The sequence below is a fragment of the Streptomyces sp. NPDC002742 genome, assembly GCF_042888885.1.
Lineage (GTDB): Bacteria > Actinomycetota > Actinomycetes > Streptomycetales > Streptomycetaceae > Streptomyces.
In genome coordinates this window covers 72,693-85,584 of sequence record NZ_JBIAQF010000017.1, presented here as the reverse complement: position 1 = coordinate 85,584, position 12,892 = coordinate 72,693, and the positions used below count along the sequence as shown (strand labels likewise).

11 protein-coding genes and 2 pseudogenes are annotated in these 12,892 nt (G+C 71.9%); 7 read left to right on the top strand and 6 right to left on the bottom strand.

The features are described 5' to 3' along the window. Positions 1 to 7: 7 nt before the first annotated feature. Positions 8 to 1,546 (bottom strand): DUF4331 domain-containing protein, encoded by a 1,539-nt coding sequence (locus ACFYW8_RS28475; protein ID WP_389082402.1) that lies wholly within the window; start codon positions 1,544 to 1,546, stop codon positions 8 to 10. A gap of 260 nt (positions 1,547 to 1,806) precedes the next feature. Between ACFYW8_RS28475 and ACFYW8_RS28470 the strand changes: the two genes are divergently transcribed. From ACFYW8_RS28470 to ACFYW8_RS28460, 3 genes are all read left to right on the top strand, one after another. Beyond that, on the top strand, positions 1,807 to 2,349 hold the full coding sequence (locus tag ACFYW8_RS28470) for a sigma-70 family RNA polymerase sigma factor (protein WP_365876791.1): 543 nt from the start codon (positions 1,807 to 1,809) through the stop codon (positions 2,347 to 2,349). A gap of 70 nt (positions 2,350 to 2,419) precedes the next feature. Beyond that, entirely contained in the window at positions 2,420 to 3,208 is a 789-nt protein-coding gene (locus tag ACFYW8_RS28465) for an anti-sigma factor domain-containing protein (RefSeq protein ID WP_389082395.1), read from the top strand. Positions 3,209 to 3,323: 115 nt separating this feature from the next. Further along, a complete protein-coding gene (locus ACFYW8_RS28460; protein ID WP_261708223.1) occupies positions 3,324 to 3,593 on the top strand; it encodes a hypothetical protein in 270 nt (89 codons plus the stop codon). Between the two features lie 158 nt (positions 3,594 to 3,751). Here ACFYW8_RS28460 and ACFYW8_RS28455 read toward each other — a convergent pair whose 3' ends face one another. Both ACFYW8_RS28455 and ACFYW8_RS28450 read right to left on the bottom strand, forming a co-directional pair. Next, on the bottom strand, positions 3,752 to 4,960 hold the full coding sequence (locus ACFYW8_RS28455) for a CaiB/BaiF CoA transferase family protein (RefSeq protein WP_389082388.1): 1,209 nt from the start codon (positions 4,958 to 4,960) through the stop codon (positions 3,752 to 3,754). Positions 4,961 to 5,047: 87 nt separating this feature from the next. Continuing rightward, positions 5,048 to 5,140 (bottom strand): annotated as a pseudogene (locus tag ACFYW8_RS28450) (ABC transporter permease); the annotation flags it as partial. Here ACFYW8_RS28450 and ACFYW8_RS28445 point away from each other — a divergent pair. Next, positions 5,140 to 5,289 (top strand): annotated as a pseudogene (locus ACFYW8_RS28445) (TetR/AcrR family transcriptional regulator); the annotation flags it as partial. The pseudogenes ACFYW8_RS28450 and ACFYW8_RS28445 overlap by 1 nt on opposite strands. 94 nt (positions 5,290 to 5,383) lie before the next feature. Here ACFYW8_RS28445 and ACFYW8_RS28440 read toward each other — a convergent pair. Genes ACFYW8_RS28440 through hmgA form a run of 3 tightly spaced genes read right to left on the bottom strand, consistent with a single transcriptional unit; the run spans position 5,384 to position 8,779 of the window. Then, positions 5,384 to 6,598, bottom strand: coding sequence for a type ISP restriction/modification enzyme (locus ACFYW8_RS28440; RefSeq protein ID WP_389082383.1), 1,215 nt, complete (start codon positions 6,596 to 6,598; stop codon positions 5,384 to 5,386). Between the two features lie 41 nt (positions 6,599 to 6,639). Further along, positions 6,640 to 7,389, bottom strand: coding sequence for a GntR family transcriptional regulator (locus tag ACFYW8_RS28435; RefSeq protein WP_389082378.1), 750 nt, complete (start codon positions 7,387 to 7,389; stop codon positions 6,640 to 6,642). Between the two features lie 49 nt (positions 7,390 to 7,438). After that, complete coding sequence (gene hmgA, locus ACFYW8_RS28430) at positions 7,439 to 8,779, bottom strand: homogentisate 1,2-dioxygenase (RefSeq protein ID WP_389082373.1); 1,341 nt, start codon at positions 8,777 to 8,779, stop codon at positions 7,439 to 7,441. A gap of 293 nt (positions 8,780 to 9,072) precedes the next feature. Between hmgA and ACFYW8_RS28425 the strand changes: the two genes are divergently transcribed. The 3 genes from ACFYW8_RS28425 (at position 9,073) to ACFYW8_RS28415 (ending at position 12,782) form a co-directional block, all read left to right on the top strand. Then, positions 9,073 to 9,714, top strand: a complete 642-nt coding sequence (locus tag ACFYW8_RS28425) for a nuclear transport factor 2 family protein (protein WP_389082368.1) — start codon at positions 9,073 to 9,075, stop codon at positions 9,712 to 9,714. A gap of 64 nt (positions 9,715 to 9,778) precedes the next feature. Then, positions 9,779 to 10,396: a TetR/AcrR family transcriptional regulator gene (locus ACFYW8_RS28420; protein WP_365876769.1), complete on the top strand. Its 618-nt coding sequence runs from the start codon at positions 9,779 to 9,781 to the stop codon at positions 10,394 to 10,396. A gap of 127 nt (positions 10,397 to 10,523) precedes the next feature. Further along, entirely contained in the window at positions 10,524 to 12,782 is a 2,259-nt protein-coding gene (locus tag ACFYW8_RS28415; protein ID WP_389082361.1) for a molybdopterin oxidoreductase family protein, read from the top strand. The last annotated feature ends 110 nt before the right edge of the window (positions 12,783 to 12,892 follow it).

Here is a 12,892-nt window from a genome sequence, read left to right as displayed (position 1 = left end):
AGCCGGGTCAGTAGGCCCGGTTGTACATCCGTCGGCGCCACCACAGCAGACCGGAGCCGATGAGCAGGATGCCGGCGGCGCCCGCCGCGGCGGAGCCCGCGATCAGCACGGTGTCGGTCCCGCCGCCGGAGGTCCCGGCGGGCTGCAGCGCGTCGCCGAGCTGGCTGCGCACATCGGTCCCACTGGTCGTGCCCTTGGCCAGCGCGCCGCGCGAACCCGAGGTCGGCTCGGCCACGTACGGGAACGACTTCTCGAAGCTCTTGTCGTTCTTGTCGACGGCGTCGCCCAAGTCGTTCTTGGAACCGACCAGTTCACCCTCGACGACCTGGAGAGAGGCGTCGATCACGTCGTCGGTGAGCCGGCGTCCGTTCGGGAAGCCCGCGTTGTCGCCGTCGAGCACACCGAGCCGCTTGGGGTGCATGGACGGCTTGATCGAGGTGTTGAGGCGCAGTTCCTCCGCCGGGCGCACGTTGGGCGGCTGGTTGAGGCCCTTCACGCCCTTCAGGAACACGTCGACCAGGTCGTTGCGGGGCTCGGCCGGGGCCTTGATCTTGTAGATGCCCTCGATGAGCTTCGGCAGCTCCGGGTTGGTCACGTTCTTGAGGAACTGGCCGTCGTCCCAAGGCGCGGACGCGTTGAACTTGTCCTTGTCCTTCTGCGGGTTGACGACCTCGTTGACCAGCGGCATGCCGAGGCGGGAGACCTGCCGGTAGTGGCCGCGGGCGTCCTTGCGCTGCGTGGTGGACCAGATGCCGACGATCGGCTGTCCGGCCGACTCCCGGATCATGCGGTTCGGGACCTGCAGGGCTATGGAGTTGACGTTGTAGCCCTTGAGGGTGTCCCGCCCGACCTCGGTCAGGTTCCCGCCGTACAGCAGGTCGAAGACGCGCAGGTCCAGGAAGAACGGGTCGTCCGCCTGGCCGGCGAACGTCGCCGTGCCGCCCGCGATCTTGGACACCGCCTGGTAGCGCAGCTTGGCGTAGTCCGGCATCGACGCCTTGCCGACGTCGGAAGGCGCGACCGGAACGTTCTTCGCGACCTTGGTCCGCGAGACGAGCCTCTGGTCGTGCAGTCGCAGCAGATCGATGTCGTACGTCTGCGTGATGTTCAGGTCGGGGTCGTCGAGACTGGTGACCGGACCCGTGTTGTAGAGGAAGGTGTTGCCGTTCTTGCGGTGCGTCTTGAAGGTGTAGCGGTAGATCAACTCACCCTGTGCGTCACCGTCGTTGTCGATGTGGATGTCGTACTGGGCGTCGTCGGCGAACGTGTAGAAGTTCGGGCCGCCGGCGGGCTCCTCGAAGGGAATCCAGTTCGCCACGATCGTCGTCGTGTCGGGCTTGTCCGGGCTGACGAACGCGTACACGTCCGTGTTGTCGTACTGGGGAGTGCCCGAGATCAGCGGGGCCTCCCGGTGGCTGGAGGCGGAGGCCGCCCCCGGTACCAGCGCGGTCACGCCGGCGGCTGCGAGCCCCCCGGCGGCCAGCGCACCACATACGAGGGTCGCAAGAGTCCTGCGCCCCGCGCCGCTCCTGGAGATAGGTGTCATGCCGTCCGTCCTCTGTCCAACTTGCCTGACGCACGCCATTCGGAGCGGTCGCCGGGGTGGATTGGTCGAATCCCAAACGTGTTTACGGCGGCTGCCTCAGCTTGTTTCATCGGCGGGCCCGATTCTTCTGCGACGGCTCGCGAACCGGTCGGCGGTGGACACGCGTTTTCGGCTCGCTGATCCGTAACCCATCCGTAGACAGGTTCGCTGCGAAGACGTAGGGGAAAGGACGGGCCGTGCACGGCCGGAGAGGGGGACGGGTGGAGGCTGACGAACTACTGGTACTGGTGGCCGGAGGGGACCAGAAGGCGTTCGAGGAGCTGTACGGACTGGTGTCCGGGCCGGTGTTCGGACTGGTGCGCCGCGTGGTGCGGGACCCCGCGCAGTCGGAGGAGGTGTCGCAGGAGGTCCTGCTCGAACTCTGGCGCTCCGCCGCGCGGTTCGACCCCGGACGCGGCAGCGCCCTGTCCTGGGTCCTCACCCTCGCGCACCGCCGTGCCGTCGACCGGGTGCGCAGCGCCCGCGCGGCCACCGAACGTGAGCAGCGCGAGGGGCAGCGCAACCACCACCCCGCTTTCGACCAGGTCGCCGAAGAGGTCGAGGCCGGTCTCGAACGCGAGTGGGTCCGCCGCTGCCTGGACCGGCTCACCGCGCTGCAGCGCCAGTCCGTCACCCTCGCCTACTACGACGGCTACACCTACCGTGAGGTCGCGGAGCGGCTCTCCCTGCCCCTCGGCACCGTCAAGACCCGTATGCGCGACGGGCTCACCCGCCTGCGTGAATGCCTGGGAGGGGTCGCGTGAACGTCGACGACCGCCCGCCCGGCCACGATCCGCACGGAAGAGATCCGCACGGAAGAGAGAGGGGTGCCGTATGAGCGTCCTCGACCGACTGCTGGGCCGCGATCTGCACTCCCTCGCCGCTCCCTATGCCCTCGACGCGCTGGAAAGCGACGAGCGGCGCCGATTCGAACGTCATCTGAAGGGCTGTGACCGCTGTGCCGACGAGGTACGGGCGTTGACCGAGGACGCGGTACGGCTCGCCTGGTCCACGGCGGCGTCCCCGCCGGCCGCGCTGCGCGAGCGGGTGCTGACCGCCGTGCGGACGACACCGCAGGAACCGGCCGCCCGGGACCTGCCCCGCGCACGAGCGGCCCATCAGCCCGCGCGGGCGCGTGCCCCCCGACTCCGCCCGCTGTTCGCCCCGCTCGCCACCACCACGGCCGCCGCGGCCCTCGTCGTCGCCTCGCTGTTCGCGGTGCAGGCGACCCAGGCGCGGGACGACCTGGACCGGGAGCGCGCCCAGGCGCGTGAGATCGCCCACGTTCTCGCGGCGCCCGACGCGCGGGCGACCGGTGACCGGGACGCGCAAGGGCGTGGAATCGGAGTGGTGGCCTCCGCGTCGGAGCGGAGTGCCGTCGTGACACTCAGCGGACTCGGCACTCCTCCGGGCGGGCGTGTCCATCAGCTGTGGCTCATGCGCCCCAACGAGAAACCGCGTTCCCTGGGCCTCTTCGAGGGCGACACGCCCCTCGTCGCCGACGGGCTGAATACGAAAGCGACGTCACTCGCAGTGACCGTCGAGCCTCACGGTGGCTCAGAGCAGCCCACTACCACGCCGGTTGTCCAACTCGCCCTGGAAACGGTTGGATTCGGAGAGTAATCGTCAACCCCCTTACGGGGAAGGTGAATCCTTTGTCCGAGATACACGAGCGCCACGAGGGGGCGATAGGGTTAGTCTGCCCGGGCCGGGTGGACTTGTACGGGTGGGGAGTGACATGGAACAGATAACAGTGCGCAGCAGGGCACGCGTCCCTGCGATCACGTGCGGGAGCAGCGCGACCAGTTCGCGCCTCGACCGTCATCTCGCGGTGCTCGGTGGCCCTGCCATACCGCAGCGCGAGACGGTCGAGGCGACGTCACTGATGCGTGAGCTCACGGCGCGTGACACCGCGCACGACAGCGGCTCCAGGGGTGCGCGCGTGCGGCGGGTCTCGCTCTTCGCGCCGCTCAGGCGGCTGCGCCGTTCGCTGTTCGGCGACCGCTGAGCGGCTGTCGCACCGGCCTTTCCCGACCCGCGCTCCGGTGACTGAACCGACCCGGCGCAACGCTGCCCTTCCGCGTCCGTCATCCCCACGGCGGGCAGTGGCGCCCGGTGGTCACCACGGCCGGAGCGCGGGTCACCCCCTTCGCCGAGCCGTGAGGCTCAGCGCACCACTCCGTCCCGCCGCAGCTCGGCGACGTCCGCGTCCGTCATGCCCAGCGCCCGCAACACCACCCCTGTGTGCTCGCCGAGCCGCGGGACGGCCCCCATGCGCGCCTCCTCCCCGCCCGGCAGCGTGATCGGAGGCAGCAGCGCCCGCAGCGGCCCGACCGGCGATCCCACCTCGCGCCAGCGGTTTCTGGCCGCCAGCTGCGGATGCTCCGCCACCTCCCGCACGTCCCGCAGCCGGGCGCACGCGATGCCCGCGGCCTCCAGCCGGGCGACCGCCTCGTCGGCGCCCAGCGCGCCCAGCGCCTTCCCCACCAGCGTGTCCACGCGCCCCCGGTTCGCCACCCGCGCCGGGTTCGTCGCGAGCTCCGGATCGTCCGCCAACTCGGCACGCCCCAGTACCTGTTGGGCGAGTCGCCGCCACTCCCGGTCGTTCTGCACCGACAACAGGACGCGCCCGCCGTCCGCCGTCGAATAGACGTCGTAGGGAACGATGACGGCATGGGCGAGGCCGGTGCGCGGCGGTGGTGTCCCGCCGTCCATCGCATGGTGCAGCGGATGCCCCATCCACTCCGCGAGCGCGTCCAGCATCGACACCTCGACCGGGCCCCCGCGGCCGGTCGTGCCGCGCCGGACCAGCGCCGCGAGGACCCCCGAGAACGCGTACATGGCCGCCGCGATGTCCGCGGCCGGAATGCCCGCCTTCACCGGCTGTTCGGGCGTCCCCGTCACCGACACGAGTCCCGCCTCGCACTGTACGAGCATGTCGTACGCGCGTTTGCCGGCGTACGGCCCGGACGGCCCGTACCCCGAGATGTCCACGGCGATCAGTCGCGGATGCTCGGCGCACAGAGTCACCGCGTCCAGGCCCAGCCGGGCCGCCGCTCCGTGGGCGAGGTTCTGCACGAACACGTCCGCGTCCGCGACGAGCCGCCGCACGACGTCCAGCCCGCGAGGGTCCTTCAGGTCGAGGGCGACGGACTCCTTGCCCCGGTTGCACCACACGAAATGCGAGGCCAGGCCGCCGGTCGCGGTGTCGTAGCCACGGGCGAAGTCCCCGCCGTCGATCCGCTCGACCTTGACGACCCGCGCACCGAGATCGGCGAGCTGCCGGGTGGCGAAGGGCGCGGCGACGGCTTGTTCGACGGCGACGACGGTGATGCCTTCGAGTGGCAGAGGCTGTGGCTGCATGCCGTGGATCATGGCCCCTCGGCAATACTTTTGTCATGCATGTATGTCGGACGGGGCGATGTGGTGGGGTGGCCGGGTGTTCGCGGTCGATTCCTCCGCTCACCGGCCTCCGCTCGCGTACCGGCGGACGGCGAGCGGCAGGAACACCGCGAGCATTACACCGCACCAGGCCAGCGACCCGGCGACCGGCCCGGACCGCCTATCTGGGCAGCCGGGTGGCGTCCGGCGAGTATCCGCGGATGGCCGCCGCCTTCATGGAGGACGCCGGTCCGATCGATCTGGAGGCGGTGTTCGAGCGGATGCTGGGCCGGGTGCTGGACGCGTTCGAGCCGAAGGGCTAGGGGCGGTCCGGGGCGGTCGCGGTCTTCACTGTGAGGGCAGGGCAGGGCAGGGCAGCCCGGCAGGGGGAGGTGCGCCTTGGGCGGATGCGCGTCCTCAGATCAGCGCGAACTGGCCTTCCGGGCCTTCTTCGTGGTGGTCGAGCACCGAGGCCGGACGGCGTGCCGTGTCCGGGACGGGAAGCACCCCGGCCGTGCGCAGTTCGGTCCGGGTGATCGGCGACCGAAGCTCCAACTCGGCCTGTTGGGGACGCAGTTCCGCGAGCAGTGCGAGCACGGTGATGAGTTCGAGGAGTTCGGACGTCCACGTCTGCGGCCAGCCCGCGGGGCCGATCGCCTCCAGAGTCCCCGGCTCGGGTGCCCCGGTTCTGGCCGCGAACCACTGTTCGAGCACGCGCACACCGCCGACCTCGAAGTCCCAGGCCTCGGGCGGCACGGGCGAGATCCTGCCGTCGCCGAGATGCAGGGTTTCCTCGGGGCGGTCGTAGTACGGGTCGGTGAGGAGGTGGTCCGCGGACGGGCGGGGGCCGTGGGGGAGGGCGGTCAGCGGCGCGCGGACGTACGGGCGCCGCCCGCCGGGGAGTTTGGGGCGCTCGCCGTCGCGGCGCATGAGCCACAGCATCCGGCGGCCCAGCCCGACGCCGTACGACCACACTTCAGGATCGGAGGTGAGCGGGACCGCGCAGCCGTCCCGGGTGTGCCGCGCGACCGCCATCGTCCAGGCGAGGACGTCCACGGGGGCGGGGGAGTGGCCGAGGCGGGTGTCGAGGTACTCCAACAGGCCCGGTGCCAGGTTCGGTTCACGGCCGCCGGGGCGGCGGTAGAGGGGGCGCACCCGGCCGCCGCGGCCGGCGCTCAGCGGCAGCACGGACGCGGCCAGCAGGACCGGACCGCAGGCCTCGGGCCCCGAGGCCTGCTCGACCACGAACACCTGCTCCTGGCCCGCCACCCGCCACAACTCGGGCCGGGCCGCGTCGATCAGCCGGTGGTCGGGAATCAGCCACTGCTCGTCGAAGGGGGCGTTCAGCACGCGTACCGGGTCCGGGCAGGGGTCCGACGCCCGCGCGAGGCGGCCCGTCCCGCTGGACTGACCGGGCAGCTGGGCGACCGAGGAGTGTGTCGTGCGCGCCCGTGTCGGGCGGAACAGCGTCTCGCGGTCCACCCCTTCGGTCCGGACGAGGGTGTCCCAGCGTGCCTTCAGGGATGCCGCGTCGGGGGCCGTCGGCCACCTCCGGCCCAGCCTCGGCGGTGCGACGGACCACGGCATGAGGTCCGCGAGCAGCGGAGCGGCGTCGGGCGTCACGCTCGGCATCGTACGACGCGGGCGCCGCGCACCGTCCCCGTACGGCATCGTCAGTGGGCGTCGAGGGTGACCGTGAACGAGAAGCGGTCGCCCCGGTAGTGGATGACGGCCACGTCCAGCGCCTGCCCGTCCTTGCCGTAGATGATGCCCGTGTAGCGCAGGATCGGGCTGAGCAGCGGCACTTGGAGCAGGCGCGCCGTCTCCGGGTCGGCGAGCCGGGCCTCCACCGTGTCGGTGATCCGGCTGATGCCGACTCCGAGCACGTCCCGCAGCACCTTGGTCATCGGCCAGCGGATCAGATCCTCCCGGTCGATGCGGTCGGCCAGCTCCGGCCGGAGGTAGTTGCGCGCGTGGTTCGTCGGCTCGCCCGTGCTCTCGTCGCTGCGCAGCCGGTGGTACGTCGCCACCTCGTCCACGTCCGGGAAGAATTCCGCCAGTTCACCGGAAACGGGCGCCTTCCCCTGGTCCAGCAGCTCGGTCGTCATGCCCGACTGCTGGGCCACGATCGCGTCCACCGAGCCGAGCAGCCGCACGGGCGCGCCCCGCTGGGCGCTCGGCTCGATGAACGTGCCCCGCCGGCGGTGCCGGGTGATGAGCCCCTCGACCTCCAGCTCCTTGAGCGCCTGCCGCATGGTCAGCACGCTCACCCCGTAGTGCCCGGCGAGCTGCTCCTCGGTGGGCAGCCGCAGCGGGTCCTGGGAGGAGCGGCCGAGTATCGAGGCGCGCAGGGACTGCGACACCTGATACCAGAGCGGCAGCTTGCGGTTCAGGACGATCGAGTCCGGAGCAAAGGAGGTCACGAGGTATCCGTACAGGTCGCAGGCGTGGAAGGCAACGGCCGGTGAACCCTCAGCCGGCCGCGCGGAAGTGCCGGCCAAGGCCCTGCCACACGTCGTCGTAGCCGCTCTGGAGATGCTCCGCCCGTGCCGCCTGGGCCGTCGCGGTCACCGGCCAACGCGTCTCGAACATGAAGGCGAGCCCGTCGTCGATCTTCTGCGGCCTCAGCTCGGCGGCACTGGCGCGGGCGAAGGTCTCCTGGTCCGGTCCGTGCGCCGACATCATGTTGTGCAGCGAACCGCCGCCCGGCACGAAGCCCTCCGCCTTCGCGTCGTACGCGCCCTCGATGAGCCCCATGTACTCGCTCATCACGTTCCGGTGGAAGTACGGCGGCCGGAACGTGTCCTCGCCCACCAGCCAGCGCGGCGCGAACACGACGAAGTCGACACCGGCCAGACCCGGGGTGTCGGACGGCGAGGTCAGCACCGTGAAGATCGAGGGGTCCGGGTGGTCGTAGCTGATGGAGCCGATCACATTGAAACGGTGCAGGTCGTAGATGTACGGCACATGGTTGCCGTGCCAGGCGACCACGTCCAGCGGCGAGTGGTCGTAGGTCGCCGTCCAGAGGTTGCCGCAGAACTTGTTCACCACCTCGACCGGGCCCTCGACGTCCTCGTAGGCCGCGACCGGGGCGAGGAAGTCACGGGCGTTGGCGAGGCCGTTGGCGCCGATCGGGCCGAGGTCGGGCAGCTGGAACGGCGCCCCGTAGTTCTCGCACACATAGCCCCGGGCGCCGCGGCTCCGGCCGCCTTCCGGCGCCACGTCCAGCAGCTCCACCCGGAAGCGCACCCCGCGGGGGATCAGCGCCACCTGGCCCGGCTCCGCGTGCAGCAGCCCGAACTCGGTGCGCAGCAGCAGGCCGCCGCGCTCCGGGACGATGAGCAGTTCGCCGTCGGCGTCGCTGAACACCCGGTCCATCGAGGAATTCGCGTGATACAGGTGCACCGCGATCCCGGTGCGCTGGGCCGCGTCACCGTTGCCGCCGAGGGTCCACAGGCCCGCGAGGAAGTCCGTTCCGGCGGGCGGCTCGGGCAGGGGGTTCCAGCGCAGCCGGTTCGGGTCGGGCGCCGACTCCGTGAAGGGCGCCGTCCGCAGGGTGCCGTTGTCGGCGCGGGTGAACGCGGGGTGCGCGGCCGACGGCCGGATCCGGTACAGCCACGACCGCCGGTTGGACGCCCTCGGCTCGGTGAACGCCGAGCCGCTGAGCTGCTCGGCGTACAGGCCGAGCGGGGCGCGCTGAGGCGCGTTGCGACCGTGCGGCAGGGCCCCCGGGACCGCCTCCGAGCTGTGTTCGTTGCCGAATCCGGAGAGGTAGGCCAGCCCTTCGGCCGTCTTCCTCGCGTCCCCGTTCATGATCGCTCCCTCGCGCCTGATTCCTATGCATCACCGTAGGATTCGACGGCGTCCCGCGCAAGGGGCCGCCCGAGCGCACCGAACGGGATCGGCCACGAGTCATGCGCGGATCTTCGCCGGGCCGGCCCGTGGGCCGGTGCGGGGGGCGGGCCCGTAGCGGTGGCGGCCGTCCGGCGGCGGCTCGGGGATGGCCGGAATTCCCGCAGGAGTAGTACTCAAGGTTGTCCGCACGGCCCAGGAAGCCGACTTCAGGGGGATCCGGCCACAAGGGGCCCTGTTCTACGCTCCCGGACATGCGATGGACGCGTGGACTGCTCGTCGCGCTCGCGCTCTGCGCCCCGCTCGGCGGAGCCGCGGGCTGCGGAGCCGGTGAAGCGCACGAGCGGGGGGTCACGGCCTCGCCCGTGGGCACATTGCTCGACGAGACGGACGACGAAGGGCGGCTCTACCGTGAGGTGGGCAAGAAGGGGGCGCCCGAGGTCGCGATCGAGATCCAGCCGGACTCCGCCGACAACTGGGACGTGCGGCTGACCGTCCGCAACTTCCGCTTCTCGCCCGTCGGCGCGCGAACCGTGCCGGCCGCCGGGCGCGGCACGGCCCGTCTCTACGTCGACGGCCGGACGGTCGCCCGGCTGCGCACCGCCGAGTACCACCTGGCCGGGCACCTCGTGCCGCGCGGCACCCACCACGTCACCGCGCGGCTCTACGCCGACGACGGCACCGTGTGGGCCGTCCACGGCGAGCCCGTCGAGAGCACCGCCGACATCACGGCGTCGGATTCCGGTTCGGCGCCCGGTCCGGAACAGGCGCCACGGGAGATGCCGGCCCCGGGCGCGGCGGCCTCGGCCGCGCCGCCCCCGCGGGGCTCGACATCGCCGGTCCCACCGATCGCGTCGCAGGCCACACGGTCGGCGGTGGTCCCGCAGTCGAGATGAGTGGTCACGGCACACAGGTGCGTACTGATGGGGGAGGTTCACCGGACCCCGGCGGAAAGGCATCATGAAGACCGTGCCCCATGCGACCTCGCTGCGCCGAGCGCCCGTACAGAAGCGCAGCGCAGAACGACTGACCAGGATCCTCGACGCCTGCGCCGACCTCCTCGACGAGGTGGGCTACGACGGACTGAGCACGCGGGCCGTGGCCCAGCGGGCCGGTGTGCCCATCGGCTCCGTCTACCGCTTCTTCGGCAACAAGCGCGCGATGGCCGACGCGCTCGCCCAGCGCAATCTGGAGCTCTACGCCGAGCGCGTCACCCGGAGCCTGCGGGAGACGGAAGGGGGAGGCTGGCGGGCCGCGATGGACGCGGTGCTCGACGAGTACCTCGCCATGAAGCGCACCGCGCCGGGCTTCTCCCTCGTCGACTTCGGCAACCAGATACCCGTCGGCGCGCGCTACGCCGAGCCCAACACCCGGGTCGCCGACCGTCTCACCGACCTGCTCTCCGGCTATCTCGACCGCGCCCCGGACGAGGATCTCCGCCGCTGTTTCCTGGTGGCGGTGGAGACCGCGGACACCCTGGTCCACCTGGCCTTCCGGGTCGACCCCGAAGGGGACGAGCGGATCATCGAGGAGACACGCGAACTGCTGCGGGCCTATCTGGCCAGGGTTCTCGACTGACCGGTCGCCCGGGACGCGCGCGGAATTCCGACCTGACCCCCGGCGGAGCCTCCCCGTCATGCGTACCGGTCGGTATGCTCGGTCGCGTCCGTGTGCCACCGTAGCCACCGCCCTCCGGGAGGACCCCGTGTCCCGCACCTCCGGCACCACCCCCGACTCCCGAACCGCGCTGCGCGTCTGCCCCCTGTGCGAAGCCACCTGCGGGCTGACGCTGACCATCGAGGGCACCCGGGTGACCGGCGCCCGCGGTGACCGCGACGACGTGTTCAGCAAGGGGTTCATCTGCCCGAAGGGCGCCTCCTTCGGGGCGGCCGACGGCGACCCCGACCGACTGCGCACCCCCCTCGTCCGCGAGGACGGCGAACTGCGCGAGGCCACCTGGGAGGAGGCCTTCGACGCGGTCGCCGCCGGGCTGCGCGGAGTCGTCGAGCGGTACGGACCGCACGCCCTCGGTGTCGTCCTCGGCAACCCGAACGTGCACACCATGGCCGGCGCCCTCTACCCGCAGGTCCTGCTCGGCGCCCTGCGCACGCACAGCGTCTTCACCGCCTCCACGGTCGACCAGATGCCCAAGCACGTGTCGAGCGGCCTGCTGTTCGGCGACGCCAACGCGATCCCCGTGCCGGACCTTGACCACACCGACCACCTGCTGCTCATCGGCGCCAACCCGCTGGAATCCAACGGGAGTCTGTGCACCGCCCCCGACTTCCCCGGCAGACTCCGGGCACTTCGGGCCCGCGGCGGCACCCTGACCGTCATCGACCCGCGCCGCACCCGCACGGCCAAACTCGCCGACCGCCACGTGGCCGTCCGCCCCGGCACCGACGCCACCCTCCTCGCGGCGATGGCGTACGTCCTCTTCGAGGAGAAGCTCGTCGACCTCGGCGCGCTCGCCCCGCACGTCCAGGGTGTCGACGAACTCCCGGACGCGCTGCGGGACTTCACCCCGGAGGCGGCGAGCGCGGCCTGCGACGTGGACGCCGGGGTCATCCGGGAGCTGGCGCGCGAGCTGGCCGCCGCGCCGACCGCCGCCGTCTACGGCCGCATCGGCAGCTGCACCGTCCCGCACGGCACCCTGGCCAGCTGGCTCGTGGACGTCCTCAACATCCTCACCGGCAACCTCGACCGGCCCGGCGGCGCCCTCTTCCCGACTGCCGCCACCGACCGCACCCCCCGTCCGGCGGGCCCCGGTCACGGCTTCGCGCTCGGCCGCTGGCACAGCCGGGTGAGCCGGCACCCGGAGGCCAAGGGCGAACTGCCGCTGGCCGCCCTGGCGGAGGAGATCGACACCGCCACCCCGGACGGCAGCCCGGTCCGCGCCGTCATCGCCGTCGCCGCCAACCCCGTCCTGTCCGCACCCGACGGCCTCCGTCTCGACAAGGCGCTCGAATCGCTGGACTTCATGGTCAGCGTCGACCCGTACCTGAACGAGACCTCGCGCCACGCCCACGTCGTGCTGCCGCCGCCCCCGCCCTCCCGGAGCGCACACCACGACTTCGCGTTCAACACCCTCGCCGTCCGCAACCAGGTCCGCTACAACCGCCCCGCCGTCCCCCTGGAGGAGGGCCGGATGGCGGAGACCGAGATCCTCGCCCGGCTCGTCCTCGCAGCGACCGGCATGCACGGCGCCGACCCGTCCGCCGTCGACACGATGGTCATCGAGGGCACCCTCGGCAAGGCGGTCGGGGACACCGCGTCACCGGTGCACGGGCGCGATCCGCGCGAACTCGCCGCCGCCCTCACCGGCGAGAACGGCCCCGAGCGCCGGCTCGACATGATGCTGCGCCTCGGCCCGTACGGCGAGGGCTTCGGCGCGCGCCCCGACGGCCTGACCCTCGACAAGCTGCTCGCGCACCCGCACGGCATCGACCTCGGACCGCTCGCCCCCTGCCTGCCGCAGCGGCTGAAGACCCGCAGCGGGAAGATCGAGCTGCTGCCGGAGCCGATCGCCGGCGATCTGCCGCGCCTGCGGGAGGCGCTGCGCGAACGCCCGGCGGCCATGGTCCTCGTCGGACGCCGCCATCTGCGCTCCAACAACAGCTGGATGCACAACGTCCCCGCGCTCACCGGCGGTTCCAACCGCTGCACCCTGCACATCCACCCCGACGACGCGACCCGCCTCGGGCTCGCCGACGGGTCGGCCGTACGCGTCAGGGGCGCCGGAGGAGAGGTGATCGCCCCGGTGGAGGTCACCGACACCGTAAGGCGCGGCGTGGTGAGCCTTCCGCACGGCTGGGGGCACGACCGCCCCGGCACCCGGCTGAGCCACGCGGCCCTGGATCCCGGCGTCAACGTCAACCAGCTCCTCGACGGCTCGCTGCTCGACCCGCTGTCGGGAACGGCGGTCCTCAACGGGGTGCCGGTCGACCTGGCGGCCTGCCTCTGAGCCGTCACCGTGGCCCGGCCGCGGCGGGTGCGCGATGAGCCGCCGCGGCCGGGTAGTTCTTTGCGCCGGAAGAGCGGTACCTGACGGGGTACCGGGCGCCGTTGCGGATC

What these genes read in the sequence shown, in the direction of transcription:
- ACFYW8_RS28475 (WP_389082402.1), bottom strand. Translation starts at nt 1,546, where the DNA reads ATGACACCTATCTCCAGGAGCGGCGCGGGGCGCAGGACTCTTGCGACC.
- ACFYW8_RS28465 (WP_389082395.1), top strand. Translation starts at nt 2,420, where the DNA reads ATGAGCGTCCTCGACCGACTGCTGGGCCGCGATCTGCACTCCCTCGCC.
- ACFYW8_RS28460 (WP_261708223.1), top strand. Translation starts at nt 3,324, where the DNA reads ATGGAACAGATAACAGTGCGCAGCAGGGCACGCGTCCCTGCGATCACG.
- ACFYW8_RS28455 (WP_389082388.1), bottom strand. Translation starts at nt 4,960, where the DNA reads ATGATCCACGGCATGCAGCCACAGCCTCTGCCACTCGAAGGCATCACC.
- ACFYW8_RS28440 (WP_389082383.1), bottom strand. Translation starts at nt 6,598, where the DNA reads ATGCCGAGCGTGACGCCCGACGCCGCTCCGCTGCTCGCGGACCTCATG.
- hmgA (WP_389082373.1), bottom strand. Translation starts at nt 8,779, where the DNA reads ATGAACGGGGACGCGAGGAAGACGGCCGAAGGGCTGGCCTACCTCTCC.
- ACFYW8_RS28425 (WP_389082368.1), top strand. Translation starts at nt 9,073, where the DNA reads ATGCGATGGACGCGTGGACTGCTCGTCGCGCTCGCGCTCTGCGCCCCG.
- ACFYW8_RS28420 (WP_365876769.1), top strand. Translation starts at nt 9,779, where the DNA reads ATGAAGACCGTGCCCCATGCGACCTCGCTGCGCCGAGCGCCCGTACAG.